The sequence below is a fragment of the Actinoplanes sp. 13 genome, from assembly GCF_056134165.1.
In genome coordinates this window covers 1-18,842 of sequence record NZ_JBVYOQ010000047.1, presented here as the reverse complement: position 1 = coordinate 18,842, position 18,842 = coordinate 1, and the positions used below count along the sequence as shown (strand labels likewise).

16 protein-coding genes and 1 pseudogene are annotated in these 18,842 nt (G+C 72.5%); 15 read left to right on the top strand and 2 right to left on the bottom strand.

What is annotated here, in order from left to right; translation table 11 throughout:
• Window positions 1–199 precede the first annotated feature (199 nt).
• Window positions 200–1,576, bottom strand: coding sequence for a S28 family serine protease (locus AC0NH5_RS41410; protein ID WP_474413643.1), 1,377 nt, complete (start codon window positions 1,574–1,576; stop codon window positions 200–202).
• A 160-nt stretch (window positions 1,577–1,736) separates the two neighbouring features.
• Between AC0NH5_RS41410 and AC0NH5_RS41405 the strand changes: the two genes are divergently transcribed.
• Window positions 1,737–2,894: an acyl-CoA dehydrogenase family protein gene (locus AC0NH5_RS41405; protein WP_474413641.1), complete on the top strand. Its 1,158-nt coding sequence runs from the start codon at window positions 1,737–1,739 to the stop codon at window positions 2,892–2,894.
• 25 nt (window positions 2,895–2,919) lie between these two features.
• The gene (locus tag AC0NH5_RS41400; RefSeq protein WP_474413638.1) at window positions 2,920–3,981 is read left to right on the top strand and encodes an acyl-CoA dehydrogenase family protein; all 1,062 of its coding nucleotides are present in this window, start codon (window positions 2,920–2,922) and stop codon (window positions 3,979–3,981) included.
• On the opposite strand, the gene AC0NH5_RS41395 is transcribed toward AC0NH5_RS41400, so the two are convergent.
• The gene (locus tag AC0NH5_RS41395) at window positions 3,978–4,532 is read right to left on the bottom strand and encodes a CGNR zinc finger domain-containing protein (protein ID WP_474413636.1); all 555 of its coding nucleotides are present in this window, start codon (window positions 4,530–4,532) and stop codon (window positions 3,978–3,980) included. The two genes, AC0NH5_RS41400 and AC0NH5_RS41395, sit on opposite strands and share 4 nt — an antisense overlap.
• Before the next feature lie 99 nt (window positions 4,533–4,631).
• Between AC0NH5_RS41395 and AC0NH5_RS41390 the strand changes: the two genes are divergently transcribed.
• The 13 genes and pseudogenes from AC0NH5_RS41390 to AC0NH5_RS41330 form a co-directional block, all read left to right on the top strand.
• Window positions 4,632–5,924, top strand: coding sequence for an MFS transporter (locus tag AC0NH5_RS41390; protein WP_474413634.1), 1,293 nt, complete (start codon window positions 4,632–4,634; stop codon window positions 5,922–5,924).
• Window positions 5,925–6,274: 350 nt separating this feature from the next.
• On the top strand, window positions 6,275–6,934 hold the full coding sequence (locus AC0NH5_RS41385; RefSeq protein ID WP_474413632.1) for a LuxR C-terminal-related transcriptional regulator: 660 nt from the start codon (window positions 6,275–6,277) through the stop codon (window positions 6,932–6,934).
• Between the two features lie 60 nt (window positions 6,935–6,994).
• Window positions 6,995–7,744 carry a hypothetical protein gene (locus AC0NH5_RS41380; protein WP_474413630.1) on the top strand — a complete coding sequence of 250 codons (750 nt, stop codon included), beginning with the start codon at window positions 6,995–6,997 and terminating at the stop codon, window positions 7,742–7,744.
• Window positions 7,745–7,840: 96 nt separating this feature from the next.
• A complete protein-coding gene (locus AC0NH5_RS41375) occupies window positions 7,841–8,050 on the top strand; it encodes an MbtH family protein (RefSeq protein WP_474413629.1) in 210 nt (69 codons plus the stop codon).
• An 80-nt stretch (window positions 8,051–8,130) separates the two neighbouring features.
• Window positions 8,131–9,927, top strand: a complete 1,797-nt coding sequence (locus AC0NH5_RS41370) for an amino acid adenylation domain-containing protein (protein WP_474413628.1) — start codon at window positions 8,131–8,133, stop codon at window positions 9,925–9,927.
• Window positions 9,924–11,201, top strand: a complete 1,278-nt coding sequence (locus tag AC0NH5_RS41365) for a cytochrome P450 (protein WP_474413627.1) — start codon at window positions 9,924–9,926, stop codon at window positions 11,199–11,201. The genes AC0NH5_RS41370 and AC0NH5_RS41365 overlap by 4 nt, the downstream gene beginning before the upstream one ends.
• Before the next feature lie 33 nt (window positions 11,202–11,234).
• On the top strand, window positions 11,235–12,590 hold the full coding sequence (locus AC0NH5_RS41360; protein WP_474413625.1) for a M20/M25/M40 family metallo-hydrolase: 1,356 nt from the start codon (window positions 11,235–11,237) through the stop codon (window positions 12,588–12,590).
• Window positions 12,583–13,584: a GNAT family N-acetyltransferase gene (locus AC0NH5_RS41355; RefSeq protein WP_474413623.1), complete on the top strand. Its 1,002-nt coding sequence runs from the start codon at window positions 12,583–12,585 to the stop codon at window positions 13,582–13,584. Before AC0NH5_RS41360 ends, AC0NH5_RS41355 begins: the two co-directional genes overlap by 8 nt.
• Window positions 13,575–14,186 (top strand): hypothetical protein, encoded by a 612-nt coding sequence (locus tag AC0NH5_RS41350; RefSeq protein ID WP_474413621.1) that lies wholly within the window; start codon window positions 13,575–13,577, stop codon window positions 14,184–14,186. Before AC0NH5_RS41355 ends, AC0NH5_RS41350 begins: the two co-directional genes overlap by 10 nt.
• Window positions 14,183–15,205, top strand: coding sequence for a BtrH N-terminal domain-containing protein (locus AC0NH5_RS41345; RefSeq protein ID WP_474413619.1), 1,023 nt, complete (start codon window positions 14,183–14,185; stop codon window positions 15,203–15,205). Before AC0NH5_RS41350 ends, AC0NH5_RS41345 begins: the two co-directional genes overlap by 4 nt.
• Window positions 15,202–16,599: a DegT/DnrJ/EryC1/StrS family aminotransferase gene (locus AC0NH5_RS41340; protein WP_474413617.1), complete on the top strand. Its 1,398-nt coding sequence runs from the start codon at window positions 15,202–15,204 to the stop codon at window positions 16,597–16,599. The genes AC0NH5_RS41345 and AC0NH5_RS41340 overlap by 4 nt, the downstream gene beginning before the upstream one ends.
• Complete coding sequence (locus AC0NH5_RS41335) at window positions 16,596–16,892, top strand: acyl carrier protein (protein ID WP_474413615.1); 297 nt, start codon at window positions 16,596–16,598, stop codon at window positions 16,890–16,892. Before AC0NH5_RS41340 ends, AC0NH5_RS41335 begins: the two co-directional genes overlap by 4 nt.
• Before the next feature lie 199 nt (window positions 16,893–17,091).
• A pseudogene (locus AC0NH5_RS41330) lies at window positions 17,092–18,842 on the top strand (condensation domain-containing protein); the annotation flags it as partial.

Below are 18,842 nucleotides of genomic sequence, written 5' to 3'. Positions count from 1 at the left end.
GGCGCGCAAGCCGGATGAGCGGCGTCGTGCTGACAGGGCTGTCAGCCGGCCCCGGGTACGCGTCGGCCGGCGTCGTCGAGCGCCCGGCTCAGGCGGCGGCGGGGGCCTTGACGAGTTCCAGCGCGACATGGACCAGATGGGCCCGGAAACCACCGGCGCGCCCGCCGGCAGGGTGCCGGCGGGCGCGCGTGGTCAGGGGTCAGCCGGCCCGGCGGGTGTCGCCGAGCATGTCGTCGATGGGCAGGGACGCGGAGAACGGAGCCATCAGCGTCGCCGGCGCGTCGGCCCAGCGGCGCAGCATGGCGGTGGCCGCGGCCGAGTCCTCCGGGGTGAGGCGGGCGATGTTCGCGCCGTGGTTGCCGCCGGGGGCGACGAACAGGGCGGAGTCACGCTTGCTGGGCTTGAAGCGCTCGGCGCCCCACGGGTCGTTCTCGCCGTAGACGAAGAGCATGCGCTGCCCCGCGGTCCGGACCCACAGGTCGATGTCGATCATCGGCACCGGGTTGTGCCGGCGGCGCAGTTCCGGCGGCAGTGACGAGTTCGCGGTGTAGAGGCCGGGGTGGTTGCGCAGTCCGCGCAGGTGCTCGAAGCGCAGGCTGGGCCAGCCCAGCTGGGTGGCGGCCTGGTAGTAGTACGGGAAGTAGGGCTCGAGGGCCTGGTCGGTGTAGAAGCTCCACCCGGCCACGCTGTCGATCCAGTCCCAGATCTGGTCGTCGGTGGCCGGGGCGGTGGGCACCGTCGCGCAGTCGGCGACCGTGCTGTACTGCCAGAAGGCCCACACCGAGTCCAGCACCGTCATCTCGAACGAGCGATCAGCGGTGCCGATGGTCCGGTCGAACGTCCAGCCGGACGCGTCCGCGGCGGCCTGCAGCCGGGGCACGAGCCGGTCCCGGCGGCGCAGCGCCTCGCGCTGGACGTCGTCGAGGGCGGCGCGGCAGTCGGCCGGGCCCACGGTGTCGAAGAACTTGTCGTACGCGCCGTCGGCCGGGTTGATCACATCGTTCGGCGCCACGTAGGCGACCACACCGTCGATGTCGTTCGGGTAGAACCGCTTGAAGTAGACCGAGGCCATGCCGCCCTTGCTGCCGCCGGTCCGGATCCAGTTGCCGGAGTAGACCTTCTTGAAGGCGGTGACGATCCGGTGCTCGTCGGTCGCCTCCTGCCAGATGTTCAGGTCCGACCAGTCGGCCGGCGACGGCCGCGACGGCGTGAAGAAGCGGTGCTCGACAGTCACCTGGTTGCCGTTGAGCAGGGCGGTCGGCTCGGACTGGGACGGGCGCGGCGCGGCAGCCAGACCGTACCCACTCGTGGCCAGCACGACCGGGGCGTCGGTCGACCGGTGCAGCAGCGTGAGGCGCTGCTCGAAGGTGCCTCGGCCGGGGTGGCGGTGGTCGGCCGGCTGACGGTAGGTCAGCACGAAGAACCGGTATCCGGTGCCCTGGGTCTCGGAGACGACGGAAAGCCCGGGGACGGCCGTCAGCTGGTCCAGCAGAGGGTCGTCCGCGGCGCGCGCGGCGGTGGCGGGGGTCAGTGCCACCACTATGGAAGCGAGGACAGCAACGATGCGAGATCTCACCGGAGCAACATATCGACGGAACGCGATCAGCGGGAGGGGGTGCCGGTCATCGTGCCGTTGAGGCCGGGTCAGCGCAGCGTTGCACTTTCCCGCGGCCCGGTGCGGCCCCGTGCCCGGCGTGCTCGAATGCCAGCAGACGGGCGGATCGAAGGAGCCGACGATGCCATTCAGCTTCACCGAGGAGCAGCAGGCGTTCCGGCGCCAGGTCCGCGGGTTCCTCGCCGAGGACCGGGTGCGGAAGGTCGTCGACGAGGTGCGGCGCCTGCCGCCGCGCGAGGAGCCGGGGCTGATCGACGTCTACCGGTGGCTGGGGGCGAAGCGCTGGCTCGCGGTGAACTGGCCGCAGGAGTACGGCGGGCTCGGCGGCTCCATCGTGGAGAAGTCGATCCTCACCGAGGAGCTGATCCGGGCCGAGGTGCCGGACCTGGTGCACATCGTCAGCATCGACATCGTCGGTCTGGTGCTCCTGATGGTCGGCACCGAGCAGCAGAAACGGGAACTCCTGCCGGGGCTGGCGGCCGGCGAGCGGACCGCGAGCGTGCTTTACAGCGAGCCGGGCGTCGGCTCCGATCTGGCCGCGCTGCGGACCCGGGCGGAACCCGACGGCGACGGCTGGCGGCTGTACGGTCGCAAGATCTACAGTCTCAAGTCGCAGTTCGCCGACTTCGCCCTGTGCGCGGCCCGGACCACCGACAGCGAGGTGCGGTTCCACGGGATCACGCTGTTCCTGGTGCCGATGCGCACGCCGGGCGTGCTGGTCGAGCCGATCTGGAACATGACCGACGAGCAGTTCTGCGACGTGACCCTGGACGGCATCCGGCTCACCCGCGACCACGTGCTCGGTGAGGTCGACGGCGGCTGGCAGGTGATCAACGAGGTGCTGCCGGTGGAGCGCACCGGCCTGGAGTTCCAGGCGAAGGCGCGCCGCCTGCTGGACGAGGTGCTGCGGCGCGCGGCGCGGGACGGCACGCTCGACGACCCGGCGTACCAGCAGCGGCTGGTGGAGCTGGACGCGGCCGCCACCGCGGCACACCTGATGGCCTGGCAGGTCATCGCCGACCTGCGCGACGGCCGTCTGGACAGCGTCGGCACGGCGATGTCCAAGGTGTACGCCACCGAGCTGTTCAAGGAGATCTCGCAGTTCGCGCTGGAGACCGGCGGCCTCGACGCGACACTGTCCGGCTGGGACGGCGCGGACACCACCGGGGGCCGGCGCGAGGCGGCCCACCGGGAGGGCCCGGGGATCACCCTGTCGGCCGGCACCTCCGAGATCATGCGCTACCTCATCGCCTCGACCGGCCTGCAGCTGCTGTCCTGAGCCTCGTTCCAGGGAAGGATGACCCGTGAACACGACCTTCGACGAGCTTCTCGGCGGCGAGTTGCGCGAGGAACTGCGCCGGATGGGCAGCCGGGAGCTGGGCGCCGGCGCGGTGGCACCCCTCGACGACGTCGAGACGGACGCCCGGCAGGCGGTCTGGCAGACGCTGTGCGACCTGGGTGGGCTGCCCCGCGACGGGAGGCCACGGCTCGCCGATCAGGTGGTGCTGGCCGAGAAGATCGGCGCCGCGTTGTATCAGAGCCCCTGGGCGGACACCGCGCTCGCGATCGAACTCGCCGCCGGGGCGGGACGCGAGGACCTGGCCGCCCGGATGGCCGGCGGTGAAGCCGTCGCCGTCGCGGTCCGGGAGAGCGCCCGGGACGAGCCGGACGTGCCGGGTGCGCTCGACGTGAGCGGCGGCGTCCTGCGGGCGACCCGGCAGTTCGTGGCGTTCGCCCCGGACGTCGCCTGGTTCCTGCTGGTCGGTGCGGAGAAGCTGGTTCTGGTGCCGGGCACCCACCCCGGCGTCGAACGGCGCCGGCACGACGACATCGGGCGCGGCGACTTCTACGAGGTCATCTTCCGGGACGTGCCGCTCAAGGACGTCGAGGAGCTGGGCGACGGTACGACCTGGGCGGGCGCGCTGGTGACCGCCCGGATCCGGCATGCCGCCCAGTTGGTGGGGGCCGCGCAGGCGGCTCTGGACGAGACGGCCGGCTATCTGCGGGAGCGGCGGCAGTTCGGGCAGGCCATCGGGCGGTTCCAGGCGCCGGCGTTCCGGATGGCGGATCTGGCTACGGGTGTGCACGCCGCCCGGCTGTTGGTGCTGCACGCGGCCGCGACGGCGGACGAGGGCGGTGACGCCCGGCTGGCCGCTCATCAGGCGCTGGCCACCGCCGCCGAGCTGGTGCGCACGGCCGGCACCGAGGCCGTTCAGCTGCACGGCGCGGTGGGCATGACCGAGGAGCACGACGCGCAGTTGTTCTACCGCCGGGCGGCTGTCGACGCGCTGCTCTGGGGCCGGCCGACCGAGCTGCGCCGTCGTGCCGCCGGCCTGTTGGCGGAGCGGTATCGGGGCGAGCTCTAGACGTCGTTGCGCGCGCGCCGGCGGCGGTAGGCGGCGACCTTGGTGCGGTTGCCGCAGATGCCCATCGCGCACCAGGTCGCCGTTCGGCTGCGGGACTCGTCGTAGAAGACCCAGCGGCAGCCGTCGTGGTGGCAGATCTTGAGGCGGGTCCAGGTGCCGTCGGACTGTGCCTCGTAGGCCGCGGCGAGCAGCATGGCCAGGACCGCCCGGTGGCCGTCGCCGGCCGGCATCAGGCGCAGGGCGCCGTTCTCGCCGGGGACCACGACGAGTGGCGCGTCGGTGGCCAGCCGGGCCAGCGCCTCGTCGTCGCGGTCGCCGTCGCCGCATCCGGCCCGGAGCTCGCGGCGCAGCAGGCGCAGCCGGTCCAGGTCGCCGGGGCCCGGCGGGGGCGGCGTGGGCCGGCCGGCGTCGGCCAGCCACGAGTACGCCCGGGCGGGCACGTCGAGCGCGTCGGTGCCCCGTTCGACGTGCAGCGAGTTCAGGAAACGCTGAACCAGCTCCAGCCGGCCGGGTGCGGTGGCGGGGATGTTGCGGGTCGGACCGGTGTTCACCTGCCCAGTGTGCCCCGCCCACGAGATTCGACACCATCAAAACCAGAAAGGTGGTTACGCCCGGACCTCTCGGGTAAGGGGGAGCGCGGAGGTGACGGGATGACGAGTACGAAGGTGCCGGCGTCGATCTGGCGCAACCGGGACTTTCTCTGGTTCTGGGGCGGCCAGTCGGTCTCCATGATCGGCAGCCAGATCACCACGTTCGCCGTGCCGGTGCTGGCCATCACCGCACTCGGCGCCGACGCCGGCGAGCTGAGCCTGCTCCGTACCATGGAGTTCCTGCCGTTCCTGTTCCTCACCCTTCCGGTGGGGCTCTGGATCGACCGGCACCCGGCCCGCCCGGCGATGATCGCCGCGAACCTCCTCCGCGGCGTGCTGATCACGGCGATCGCCGTCGCCGGGGTCACCGGGTTGCTCCATCTGAGCTGGCTGGCCGTCGCACTGCTGCTGATCGGCGCCGGCACGGTGGTCTTCGACGTGGCCTATCTGTCCTATCTGCCGACCGTGGTCAGCAAGGAGCAGCTCGTCGACGGCAACAGCAAGCTGTCGGTCAGCTACTCGGTCTCCGAGGTCGCCGGCCCGGGTGTCGCCGGCGGGCTGGTCCAGGTGCTGACGGCGCCGGTGACGCTGCTGGTCGACGCCGTCTCCTACCTGCTGTCGGTGTTCACGCTCAAGGCGATCCGGACGCCCGACACCTCGCCGGCCGACGACGGCGAGCCGCCGGCCGGGCTCCGCCGGCAGGTCGCCGACGGCCTCGCGGTGGTAGCCCGCAACCCGTTCCTGCGCACCATCTGCCTGGAGTCGTTCACCTACAACTTCTTCGTCCAGTTCGGCGAGACGCTGATCGTCCTCTACGCGCTGACCCAGCTCGGCCTCAGCGCCGGGATGCTCGGCCTGTGCATCAGCGTCGGCAGCCTGGGCGGGCTGGCCGGTGCCGTCGTCGCGCCGCGGGTGGTGCGCCGGTTCGGGTTCGGCCCGACCTTCGTGGCCGGCACCGCGCTCGGCTGCGTGGCCCCGGTGCTGGTTCCGCTCGCCGACGGGCCGCAGCTGACCTCGGGCATCCTGATCGCCGCCGCGTACCTGGCGACCGGTTTCGGGGTGACGATCTCGGTGATCGGCTCGGTCACGCTGCGCCAGACGGTGGCACCGGCGAACCTGTTGGGGCGGGTCAACGCGGTGATGCGGCTGGCCAGTTACGCGGCAGTGCCGCTGGGCTCGCTGGCCACCGGCGTCGTCGCCACGACCGTCGGCGTCCGCAACGGTCTGTTCATCGGTGTGGCGGGTCTGTTGCTGCCGACGCTGATCCTGCTCTTGTCGCCCGTTCTCCGATTGAAGGATCCGCTGGAGGCAGGCCCGGCGCAGGCCGCCAAGGAAGAGGCTGCACCAGGCTGACCCCGCCATTGTTACTTTCCCTACGGCATACAAAACTCTGTAACAATTCCAGTGTTTGGAACGAGGAATAGCGCCGGACCAGGGAATTTCCCGCCCGCCTCCCAATGCTTGGGTGGCGGGCCTGCGGCGGATGTGCGTGACCTGCATTAACTCCTGTTCAGGGCCTTGATCAATTCGAACCTTCATTCATGCGCGGGATGTCCGGAACGATTCCTTTTTGTGCGATGACGCGCTTTGGATCGAGCTTTCAGGGATCGGTCAGCGAATCACATAGATCTATGATAGTCATTATCAGCGTGACTGTGGTCATGGCCAAAAGCCGATCAGATCGGGGAATCATGCTGGGCACCGTGCTTGTGTGTGACCAACTTCCGCTCGTCCGTGACGGGATCAGGACACTGCTCGACGCCATCCCGGACCTGGATGTCGTCGGCGCCACCTCGGACCTGCACGAGGCGGCCGTGCAGGCACGCAATCTCCGGCCGGACGCCCTGCTGCTGGGCACCGCCAGACCGGGCGCCGGCCTCGATCTCGTCCGCGAGCTGGCCGGGAAGGACGAGCAGGCCGGCGGCCACACCAACTGCCTGGTCTTCTACCAGGAGATGACCCACGAGGTGATCTCGTCGCTGCTGCAGGCGGGGGCGAAGGGCCTGCTCAGCCGGGACGCCGACTCCGACGAGGTCGTCGCCGCCACCCGGTGCATGGTGCGCGGCCGGACCGTGCTCAGCTCGGAGGTCTCGGAGCAGCTCATCACCTGGTTCTGCGACTTCGGCGGCGGCCCGCGGCCGGCCACCTCGCCGGAAATCGTCGGGCTGACCGAGCGCGAACGCGAGGTCCTGACGCTCATGGGGCACGGCATGTCCATCGACGAGGCGTCCGCGTCGCTGTACATCAGCGTGAGCACGGTGCGCACCCACCTGCACCGCATCCGCCACAAGCTGGACCTGCGCGATCGCGCCCAGCTCGTCGCCTTCGCCTATCAGACCGGCCTGGTGCGCGAGGCCGCCTGACGAGCAGGAGCACGGTGGGGTACGACCTGAGCACCTCGGCGGACATCGACCGGAGACATCATGCCCACTGATACGACCGAACTCACCGTCGTCGTCCCGGCCCGTTTCAACGGCCCGCCGGAGAGCGTCACCGGGGGTTATGCCTGCGGCGTCTTCGCCGCCCTGACGCACCACGCCGACCCGGCCGTCACGTTGACGCGTCCACCTCCGCTGGACGCCACGATGACGGTCCGTCCCGGGCCCCGGCGGACGTCGATCCTCTACCGGGACGAGTTGGTGGCCACGGTGGCCGCCGCCGGCTCGACCCGGTCACCCGCGCCGGACCCGGTCTCGCCCGAGGTGGCCTCGTCCACGGAGGAGCACTACTACGGCGGCTCCCGGCATCCCGCACCGACCTGTTTCGCCTGCGGCACGGACCGCCCGGACGGGCTCGCGCTGCGTCCCGGGCCGGTGCCCGGCCGGCCCGGCACCGTCGCCTGCCTGTGGACGCCGGATCCCGGCTTCGCCCGCCCGGACGGCACGGTCGACCCCGCCGTCGTGTGGTCCGCGCTCGACTGTCCCGGTGGCTGGACCGAGGATCTGAGGGCGCAGATGATGCTGCTCACCCGGATGACCGCCTACGGCGCGGACACCGTCCCCGCCGGCTCGGCGTACGTGATCGTCGGCGCGCGGGTGCGCACCTCCGGCCGCACCGCCGTGAACGCCACCGCGCTCTACACCGCCGGAGGCCGGCTCGTCGCCACCGCCGACGCCGTGTGGACCGCCGTCAACGCGACGGCCACCCCGGCTGCAACGCCCGTCCACGGCTGAGTCGGTGCCGATTCCACTGCCGCGTGGATGTGTGCGACACGGCGCCGGCCATAGCTTCCTAGCAGGTGGTGAACGCCCAGAAGAGAGGTGGATCCGATGCCCGGCTCACAGGACGAGGACACAACCGAGTACGTCGTGGTGGTCAACCACGAGGAGCAGTACTCGATCTGGCCCGCCGCACTGGCCGTACCGGACGGATGGCGTGCCGACGGCACCCGCGGGACCAAGGCGGTGTGCCTGGCACACGTCGACGAGGTCTGGACCGACATGCGGCCGCTGAGCCTGCGCCAGGCCGCGCCGGCCTGACCCGCCGTCCGCTGTCAGCGGCAGTCACCCCGGGAGACGTCTCCGGCCGTTTCACTACAACGCCGATGGAGAGAATGGACATGACAGCTACCTCGGTAACCCTCGAACGAGGCACGGCGGCCGGCTCGCTCACCGTGCACGCCATGGTGCGGACCTGGGCCGAGCGGACCCCGGACGCCTGCGCGGTCGAGTGCGGCGACGTCCGCCTGACCTACGCCGAGCTGGACGCCCGGGCCGAACGGCTGGCCGGGACCCTGCGCCGGCACGGTGTCACCACCGGCGACAACGTCGGCGTGCACGCCCGGCGCTCGGCCGACCTGATCGTCGCTCTGCTGGCCGTTCTCAAGGCCGGTGGCGCCTACGTCGCCCTGGACACCCGCCATCCGCGCGAACGGCAGCGGCACACGGTCGCCGACGCCGGCATCTCGGTGCTGCTCACCGAGCGGGCCACGCTGGCCGACGCGGACGGGCTCGCCGCCCACCTCGTCGCGATCGACGACCCGGCCTCCTACCCCGAGGCCGCGGCCGGCGGCGACCCGGCCGGCACCGGGGACAGCCCGGCCTACGTCGCCTACACCTCCGGATCCACCGGCACCCCGAAAGGCGTGATCGTTCCGCACCGCGCTGTCGTCCGGCTCATCGCCGAACCGTCGTTCCTGGACATCAGCGCCGCCGACGCGGTCCTGCACCTGGCGCCGGTCGCCTTCGACGCCTCCACCCTGGAGATCTGGGCCCCGCTCGCGCACGGCGCCCGGCTGGTGGTCTTCCCGGCCGGCGAGCCCACCCTGCACGACCTGGCCGGCACGATCGAGCGCACCGGCGTCACGATCCTGTGGCTCACCGCCGGTCTGTTCCACCAGATGGTGGACGGCCCGATCGAGCGCCTGCGCGGCCTGCGCTACCTGCTCGCCGGCGGCGACGTGCTCTCCGTCGCCCACGTCGGCCGGGCCCTCGCCGCGCTGCCCGGTACCACCGTCGTCAACGGGTACGGCCCGACCGAGAACACCACGTTCACCTGCTGCCACCCGATGACCGAGCCGGTCACCACCGCGACCGTGCCGATCGGCAGCCCGATCACCGGCACCACCGTCCACGTGCTCGACGCCCGGCTGCGCCCGGTGGCCGACGGCGACGTGGGGGAGCTGTGGACCGGCGGCGAGGGCCTGGCACACGGTTACCTCGGCCGGCCCGGCCACACCGCGGAGCGGTTCCTGCCCGACCCGTTCGCGTCCGAGCCCGGGGCCCGGATGTACCGCACCGGCGACCTGGCCCGGTTCCGGCCGGACGGCACGGTGGAGTTCCTCGGCCGGGCCGACGACCAGGTCAAGATCAGAGGCTTCCGGATCGAGCCCGGCGAGGTGGAGGCGGCCCTGCTCGCCCAGCCCGGGGTGCGCGACGCGGTCGTGGTGGACCAGACCCATCCGCGCACCGGGCGGCGGCTGGTGGCGTTCCTCGTCGGCGACGACGCGCTGCCCGTGCCGGAGCTGCGCCGCGAACTCGCCGGGCAGCTGCCGGAATATCTGGTGCCGGCCCGCTTCGTCCCGCTCGACGAGCTGCCGCTCAACCCCAACGGCAAGGTCGACCGGGCCGCCCTGCGCCGGTACGAGCTACCCGGGCGCCCCGAGCTCAGCAGCGACTACGTGGCCCCGAAGGACGAGATCGAGATCGCGCTCGCCGCTGTCTGGGCCGACCTGATGGGCGTCGACGAGGTCGGCACCGACGACGACTTCTTCGAGCTCGGCGGCCACTCGCTGATGGCCGTGCAGATCGCCGGCGAGATCGCGGCGCGGTGGGACGTCTTCATCACCCCGCGCGAGTTCTACCTCAACCCCACCGTGGCCGAGCTGACCATCGCGATCAAGGAGGCCCAGGAGTGAGGATCAGCGTCCCGGCCGGGGACCCCGACGCCGTCGACCTCGACTCCCTCGACCTGTACGACCCGGCCCTCTACGCCCACGGCGACCCGCACCCGCTGTGGCAGGCGCTGCGCCGGCGCTCACCGGTGCACCGCCAGACGCTGCCGGACGGGCGGTGGTTCTGGAACATCACGCGCTATTCCGACGTCAACGAGGTGCTGCGCGACCACACCCGCTTCACCTCGAGCCGCGGCACCCTGCTGAGCATCCTCGGCACCGACGACCCGGCCGGCAACAAGATGCTGGCGGCCAGCGACCCGCCGGTGCACACCGCGATGCGGGAGCCGCTGACGAAGGTGATGTCGCACCGCTCCCTGCGCGAGCGGCAGCCGCAGATCCGCCGCCTCGTCCACCGGACGATCGCGCCGCTGCTCGACGGCGGGGTCTTCGACGTCGCCGCCGCGGCCCCGGCCTTCCCGATGGCCCTGATCGGCGCGCTGATGGGCCTGCCCGAGAAGGACTGGCCCCGCCTCACCAAGCTGTCCACGATGGCCATCGCCCCGGAGGACCCGGACTACGGCGAGGGCGACGGCAGCCTCGCCGTGGCACACCACGAGCTGTTCGCGTACTTCTCCCGGCACGTGCGCCGCCACCCCGGCGGCGACGACGACCTGATCGGCTTCCTGCGCACCATGCAGGCCGGCGGCCGCCGGCTGCGCCACGACGAGATCGTCTACAACTGTTACAGCCTGCTGCTCGGTGCGAACGTCACCACCCCGCACGCCATCGCCGCCACCCTGCTGGCGCTGATCGAGCACCCCGAGCAGTACCAGCGGCTGCTCGACGACCCGTCGCTGGTTCCCGGCGCGGTGGACGAGGGCCTGCGGTGGGCGTCGCCGGCCAACCACTTCCTGCGGTACGCCGTCCGCGACTGCGAGCTGGGCGGTGTGCCGATCGGCAAGGGTGACGCGCTGGTCACCTGGCTGGGATCGGCCAACCGGGACGAGGACGTCTTTCCCGAGCCGTACCGCTTCGACGTCACCCGCCGGCCCAACCGGCACGTCGCCTTCGGGTTCGGACCGCACTACTGCATCGGCGCGCCGCTCGCCAAGATCGCGCTGAACCTGCTCTTCGAGGAACTCGTCCGCACCGTCGAGCGGTTCGAGGTGGCCGGCCCGATCGAACACCTCGAGTCCAACTTCGTCGCCGGCATCAAACGCCTGCCGGTCACCGCCTCACTGCGTCCGGGCGCGGCCGGCCTGCTCCGCGACGCGGCCGCGCTCGCCCCGGCCTGACCGCGCAGCTCTCCCTACGGAAGGACACCCACGATGACGGCAGCCGGCACGACCACCACGCCCGCGCCGGTCCTGCCGGCCGGGCCGGTGGCCATCGCGCAACAGCTCATCCGATTCCCCACCGTCAACCCGCCCGGCGCGGAGGCCGCCTGCGTCGCCTGGATCCGGGACCTGCTGGACGCGGCCGGGCTGGAGACCCGGCTGCTGGCCGCCGACCCGGAACGCCCCAACCTCGTCGCCCGCCTGGCCGGCCGTGGCGTCGCGCCGCCGCTGCTGCTGCACGCCCACGTGGACGTGGTCCCGGTCGCCGGGCAGCCGTGGACCCGGCCGCCGTTCGACGCCGACATCGTCGACGGCGAGCTGTGGGGCCGCGGCGCCGTCGACATGAAGGGCCACCTGGCGGCCATGCTGGCGGCCGTGCTGCGGCTGGCTGCCGACGGCACCCCGCCCGCCGGGGACGTGATCCTCGCCGTCATGCCCGACGAGGAGGCCGGCAGCGCCACCGGCGCCCACTTCCTCGTCGAGCGGCATCCCGAGCTGTTCGCCGGGGTGCGGTACGCGATCGGTGAGGACGGTGGCGCCGAACTGGGCCTGGGCCGGCAGACCCGGCTGCACCCGATCGTGGTGGCCGAGAAACGCGCCTGCTGGGTCCGGGCCACGCTGCGCGGCGCCGGTGGTCACGCCTCCCGGGTGGCCGGGCCGGGCGGTGCGGCGCACAAGCTGTTCCGGCTGCTCGCCGCCATCGACGACGGCGGCCTGGACATCAGCCTCACGCCGGTGGTGCGGCGGATGCTCGACGAGCTGGCCGGGAAGCTGCCCGAGCCGGTCAGCGGGCGGCTGGCCCGGTTCCGCGACGATCCGGCCGACGTCACCGCCCTGGCGGGTTTCGACGACGCCGACGTGCGATATCTGCGCTCGCTGGTGCGCCACACAGTCAACGCCACCGTCGTGCACGGCGGCACTGCCACCAACGTGCTGCCCACCGACATCACGGTGGAGCTCGACGGCCGCCTGCTGCCCGGCGAGTTCAGCTCCGCGGACTTCCTCACCGCGCTGCGCGACCGCGCCGGCTGCGAGATGGACCTGGAGATCCTGGTCGAGGGCGAGATGATGCCGCCGCCACGGCTCGACGGCTTCTACGACCGGCTCGCCGGCATCGTCACCGCCGCGGACCCCGGCGGCATCGCCTTCCCGATGGTGACCACCGCCTCCACCGACGCGCGGCTGTTCCCCCGGCTCGGCATCCAATGCTTCGGCTGGTTCCCGCTGCGGCATCCGCTCGATCGCAGCTACCGCGGCCTGCTGCACTGCGCGGACGAGCGGATCGCGGTGGAGGCCCTGGAGTTCGCGGCGGACTGCTTCCACCAGTTGGTGCTCGGCCATGACTGAGCTGCTCAGCACGCCCCCGCCCAGCACGCCTCCGCCCAGCACGCCCCCGCCCGGCGTGGCCGTGCCCGCGCCCGCCGCGCCCGCGCCCGCCGTGGTTGCGCTGGATCCCGCCGACACGGCCCGTGCCGGATGGGCCGGGCGCATCGCCGCCCTCACCCGCGCCGCCTACCGGGCCGGCGACCCGCTCCCCGGCCTGCCGGTGCCCGACGGCGCCCGGGACACCGCCGAAGCTGTCAGCGCGGGAGCGCGCGCCGGCACGCTGGTGTGGATCACGCAGGACTCCGCCGGCGAGCTCACCGGTGTGCTGCGGGTGCGGCCCGGCCCCGGCGTCTGGGAGATCACCCGCGTCGCCACCGATCCGGCCCGCCGCGGCACCGGTGCCGCGCGGGCGCTGCTCGCCGCCGTGGAAGCCGCCGCCGCCCGGGAGGGCGTCGGCCGGCTCCTCCTCGACGCCGTCGTGGAGCGCTGCCTGCCCCCGTTCTACGCCAGGCTGGGCTTCCGGCCCGAACGGCACTGGCTCCCCGGCGACAAGCCGCTGAGCGAGGTGACGATGACCAGGACACCGGGCACACCCACCGCGGCCGGGCCGGCCTGGCTGCCGCCCCCGCCGCAAGCCCTGACAGTGGTCTGGATCCTCGACGAGCGGGGACTGACAGCGACAGCCGGCGACCCGGAACCGCTCACCGCCGTCCTGGCCGCTCAGAACCGCGACGCCGGCACCCGGCACGGGGCTCGCGGGCCGCTCCTGGCCGGGGTCGACGTCCACCCCGCTCCCGGGCCCCGCACCAAGGAACAACTGCTGGGGGTGCTGGCCCGGGACGGCCGGCGTGACGGTGACTCGGTCACCTTCGCGCTGCCCAGGGCCGGCGTTCCGGCCCATCTCATGCCGCGCACCGCCGACCCGCTGCTGCACGCCCGTTACCGCCCCGCGCCCGGCGCCGAGCCGGCGCTCTTCCCGCAACCCGTCACTACGACCGTGGCCAGGTGCTCATGATCGCTCCGCTGACCGACCTCGTGGACCGGCGCGACCCGGTCGTCGTCGACCTCGACCCGTACGCCGACAACACCGGCATCACCACCGCCGACCGCACGGCGGCCGGCAGCTTCAACATCTGGGGCAACTCGTACCCCGCCGAGCAGCTGCCCGCCGCCGGCCCGGTCCGGGTGGACGGCATCCCGTTCCGGTTCCCGCCCGCCGCGCCCGGCCGGCCCGACAACGTCCGCTGCGCCGGGCAGCTCGTCGGCGTGCCACCGGGCCGGTACGACTGGATCCAGCTGCTGGCCGCGGCCGAGCGCCGCACCGAGGACCCGATGTGGCTGCACTACGCCGACGGGACCGTGGACCCGGAGTGGCTGCGGGTGTCGGACTTCTGGCCGGAGACCGCGGCGCGCTTCGGCGAGAGCCCGGCGTACCAGTGCACTCACCTGCACTATCCCCGGCACGTGGAGCGCAAGTTCGGCCCGTCGATCTGGCGCCTGCGGGTGCCGGTGTCCCGCGCCACCGGGCTGCGTGCGGTGCGCCTGCCCGACAACCCGGCGATCCACGTGTTCGCCATGACCCTCGTTCCCGCCGGCTTCGAGGAGGACCCGCGATGAGGACGGTAGTGGACGGCGTACGCCCCTGGCGGCACGACCTCGGCGGCTGCCTGCACGCCTGTTTCGCCACCCTGCTGGAGTTCCACGGCCTGCCCGCCCTGCCGGTGCTGGGTGCGGCGTGGACGTTCCGGCACCGGCCCGACGGGGTGCGCCGGGAGGAGTACTACTACCCGTGCCCGCCGGGGGTCTCGCTGCTGGCCGCGCTGGCTCCGTACCACGGGGTCACCTCCGCCTGGCACGAGCCGCTGGATGCCGGGCAGGGCTGGGCCGAGGTCCGCGAGATGGTGGCCGGCGGCCGCCCGGTGGCCGTCGCCGTGGACAACTTCCACCTCCCGTTCCGACCGGCCTATCAGGACGTCCACTCCAACCATCTGGTCGTGGTGCACGGCTTCGACGACGAGGCGGGCACCGTCCGGGTGCTTGACGCGGTGCCGCCGTTCTTCCACGGCGACATCACCGTCGCCGAGCTGACCGCGTCCCGCGATTCCGGCAACGAGGTGGTGCACGACCGGGACATGTTCTTCACCGGCGTCCACATCGGCAACCGCTGGCTGACCGTCGACCTGCCGCCGGCCGCCACCGTCCCGGCGCTGGACCGCGCCGAGGTGGCCCGCGTCCTCGGCCTCAACCTGCGCCACTTCGACGAGCAGAGCAGCGGCGACGGCGCCTACACCGGGCTCGCCGGGATGCGCGCGTTCTGCGACGACACGGTCAAGCGGCTCGCCGCCGGCGAGGACATCCGCGACGAGCTGTTCGTCGCCGCCGGAACGGTGCTCGCCTGCACCGCGGTGCACGCGGACTGGCTCGCCGAGGCCGCCCGCGCCGCGGACGTACCGAGCCTCATCGAGCGCGCCCGCGAGGTCGAGCGGCTCGCCCACCACTGGTCGGCGGTCCGGATCATGGCCGCTCTGACCAGCGACGGCCTGAGCGCGCAGCGCCTGGGCCGCCGCTTCGACGCCCTGCTGAACGACCAGGAGCGCGCCCTGCTGGCGCTGGACCGGGAAAGAGCTGAGCTGTGACCACGACTTCCGGCAATCGCACCACCACCGGTCTCGCCCTGTTCGGCGGCAGCCCGGCGGTGCCCCGCGGCACCCGCATCCCGGCCTGGCCCCGGGTCATGCCCGAGGACCGGGAGGCCGTGCTGCGTTCCTTCGACTCGGGCCGCTACACCACCGCCTCCTCCGGCGAGCAGGAGATCCCCGCCCTGGAACGCGAATGGGCGGAGCAGGCCGGCACCCGGCACTGCGTCATGGTCAGCAACGGCACCGCGGCCATCTCGGTGGCGCTGCGCGCGCTCGGCGTCGGCCCCGGCGACGAGGTCGTCGTGCCGGCGCTCAGCTTCATCGCCACCGCGGCCGCCCCGCTGCACCTGATGGCGGTGCCCGTCTTCGCCGACATCGACCCGTACACGTACAACGTCACCGCTGAGACGGTGGAGGCCGTGATCACCCCGCGCACCCGGGCGATCGTCGTCGTCCACCTGCACGGTCTGCCGGCCGACCTGGACGAGATCGGCGCCGTCGCCGCCCGGCACGGCATACCGGTGGTGGAGGACGCCGCGCAGGCGCACGGCGCCCGCTACCGGGACCGCCCGGTCGGGTCGATCGGCGCCGTCAACACGTTCAGCCTGAACGTCAGCAAGAATCTCGCCACCTGCGGTGAGGGCGGGCTGATCACCACCGACGACCCGGCGCTGGCCACCCGGGCCACCATGCTGCGCCAGTTCGGCGAGCTGATCCCGGCGCGCGGCGAGCGCAGTTACGTCGCCCACGAACTGGGCTGGAACAACAAGCCCAGTGCCCTGCAGGCCGCGTTCACCCGCAGCCAGCTGGCCCGCTTCCCGCAGGAGGACGCGCAGCGCGACGCGAACGTATGCCGGATGCTGCAGGAGTTGGCCACCCTGGACGGACTGCACCGGCCGGCCGCGGGCACCGACCGCACCCACGCGTGGCACATCCTGCGGTTCCGGATCGACCCCGCCGCGTTCGGGCTCGGCCCCGGGCACGCCGGGCCGATCCGGGCGGCCGTGCAGCGGGCGCTGCGCGCGGAGAACGTGCCGGTCGGCCCGTACCAGCTGATGCCGTTGCCCGCGCAGCGGGTCTTCCGGGAGCGCCGCGGCCTGGGACCGTACCCGTGGGCGCTGCCCGGCGTCACCGACCGCCCCTACCGCGAGGACGACTTCCCGGCCACCCACCAGGTGATCGACAACTCGTTCGCCATCCAGAAGGCCCACCTGCACCCGGAGTCCGGCGACCTGCTGCTGCGCTACGCCGAGGCCTTCCACAAGGTCTGGGCCGACCGCGACCGCATCGCCCGGTACGCCGCGGAGATGGAATATCAGTCGCCGTGGCGGCAGGCCGCGGCCGTCGCCGAGAAGGAATGGGACCGCGCGTTCGGGACGGCGGAGTCATGAGCGGCCTGGGCCTGCGCGACGACGTCGCCGCGATCTGGCGGGACGTGATGGGCGCCGTCCCGGCCGACGACGACGAGACGTTCTTCGCCGCCGGCGGGACGTCGCTGCGCGCCGTGCAGCTCGTGGGACGCCTCGACGACGCCTTCGGGGTCACCGTCCCGCTGATCGTCGTCTACACCGAGGGCAGCATCGACCGGCTCACCGAGATCGTCGAACAGGCGCTGCTCGACGATCTCGACGAGCTTTCCGAGGGGGTCGCCGAGCCGGCGGCACCCGGCACGCGAGGGGAGTAGCAGCGAGATGACGGCAATCGACCAGCCCGCCGCCGTGGGAGACGTCGCCGACCCGAAGCGGGCGCTCATCGAGCTGCGGCTGCGCCGGCGGCGTGCCGAGGCCGCCAAGCGCAACACCATCGAGCCGATCCCGCGGGACGGCTTCCTGCCGGTCTCCCGGCTGCAGCGCTATCAGTGGCTGCTCCACCAGCTCAACGAGGGCTCGGCCACCTATCACGTGCCGTTCGCGCTGCGGCTGCGCGGCACCCTGGACCTGCCGGCCCTGCGGGAGGCGCTGCGCGCGCTGGTCGAACGGCACGAGAGCCTGCGCACCACCTTCCACGCCGAGCACGGCTCGCCGTACCAGGTGATCGCACCGCCCCCGGCGGCCTGGGAGCTGCCGGTCACCGACCTGACCTCGGGCGACCGGCTCCAGGAGTGGGCCGACGCCGAGGTCCGCCGGTCGTTCGACCTGGCCACCGGACCGCTGCTGCGGACCGCCCTGGCCCGGATCTCGGACACCGAGCACGTGCTGGTGCTGGTCATGCACCACATCATCACCGACGGCTGGTCGGTGGGCCTGATGGCCCAGGACCTGACCGCCCTGTACGAGGGACGGCAGCTGCCCGACCTGCGGATCCAGCCGGTCGACCACGCGGCGTGGCAGTCCCGGGCCGGGCGCGAGGTCATCGAGGGCCAGCTGGAGTACTGGAAGTCCCGGCTGGCCGACCTGCCGGAGCTGGACTTCCCGGCGGACCGGCCCCGCCCGGCGAACCCGGCCGGCACCGGCGCGGTGCTCCGCCAGGCGCTGGACCCCGAGGTCGTCGCGGGCGTCCGCGAACTGGTGGGCACGACCCGGACGTCGCTGCTCGCCGTGCTCCAGGCCGGGTTCGTGACGGTGCTGTCGCGCTGGTGCGGTCAGCCGGACGTGGTGGTGGGATCGGTGCTGTCCGGCCGCACCAGGGCCGAGACGGAAGCCCTGGCCGGCTTTTTCGCCAACTCCACCGTGCTGCGCGTGGGCCTGGCCGGCGACCCGACGTTCGCCGAGGTCGTGCAGCGCTGCTCGGAGTCGGTGCTGGGCGCCCTGCAACACCAGGACGTGCCGTTCGGCACGGTGGTCGACGCGCTCAAACCGGGCCGGGTGCCCGGCCGCAACCCTCTCTTCCAGATCAGCTTCACCCTGCTCACCAACGCCATCCTCGACGAGTTCCGGCTCGGCGACCTCAGCGTCGAGCCGGTGCCGGTGGACAACGGCACCTCCCGCTTCGACATGGCCTTCCAGGTCGACGAGGCCGCCGACGGGTCGCTGAGCGTCTGGCTGGAGTACTCCACCGAGCTGTTCGACGAGGATCGGATGCTGCGCCTGATCCGGCATTTTGAGCGGGCGTTGCGGTTGGGTGTGGCGGATCCGCAGGTGAAGGTGGCGTCGTTGCCGTTGGTGGCGCCCGCGGAGTGGGCGGAGATCAGCGGCTGGAACCCGGCGCCGGTTGTCCGTGACGGCTCGCAGCTCCTGCATGACCTGGTCGCGGGGTGGGCGCCGGACTCGATCGCGGTGATGCATGACGGTGGCCGGGAGTTGACCTACGGCGATTTGGATGTGGCGTCGAATGGTGTGGCGGCGGCGCTGCAGCGGGAGTTCGGTGTCGGTCCGGGCGCGGTGGTGGGGATTCTGCTGGATCGTGGTCCGGATCTGCCGGTGGCGCAGTTGGGTGTGCTGAAGGCTGGTGGTGCGTGGTTGCCGTTGGATCCGCAGCAGCCGCCGGCGCGGTGGCAGGCGCAGGTGGAGGATGCCGGTGCGGTCGGGGTGATCACGGCGGCCGATCTGCCTTTCGAGGTGCCGCAGTGGCGCATGGACGCGACGCTGGCTGGGGAGCCGGAGCGGGTGGATGTCTCGCCGGATGACCTCGCTTACATCATTTACACGTCGGGGTCGACCGGTAAGCCGAAGGGTGTGATGGTTTCGCACCGGGC

Coding starts and splice junctions, on each gene's coding strand:
- AC0NH5_RS41380 (WP_474413630.1), top strand. CDS start 6,995: ATGCCCACTGATACGACCGAACTCACCGTCGTCGTCCCGGCCCGTTTC.
- AC0NH5_RS41355 (WP_474413623.1), top strand. CDS start 12,583: ATGACTGAGCTGCTCAGCACGCCCCCGCCCAGCACGCCTCCGCCCAGC.
- AC0NH5_RS41335 (WP_474413615.1), top strand. CDS start 16,596: ATGAGCGGCCTGGGCCTGCGCGACGACGTCGCCGCGATCTGGCGGGAC.
- AC0NH5_RS41390 (WP_474413634.1), top strand. CDS start 4,632: ATGACGAGTACGAAGGTGCCGGCGTCGATCTGGCGCAACCGGGACTTT.
- AC0NH5_RS41345 (WP_474413619.1), top strand. CDS start 14,183: ATGAGGACGGTAGTGGACGGCGTACGCCCCTGGCGGCACGACCTCGGC.
- AC0NH5_RS41405 (WP_474413641.1), top strand. CDS start 1,737: ATGCCATTCAGCTTCACCGAGGAGCAGCAGGCGTTCCGGCGCCAGGTC.
- AC0NH5_RS41375 (WP_474413629.1), top strand. CDS start 7,841: ATGCCCGGCTCACAGGACGAGGACACAACCGAGTACGTCGTGGTGGTC.
- AC0NH5_RS41360 (WP_474413625.1), top strand. CDS start 11,235: ATGACGGCAGCCGGCACGACCACCACGCCCGCGCCGGTCCTGCCGGCC.
- AC0NH5_RS41370 (WP_474413628.1), top strand. CDS start 8,131: ATGACAGCTACCTCGGTAACCCTCGAACGAGGCACGGCGGCCGGCTCG.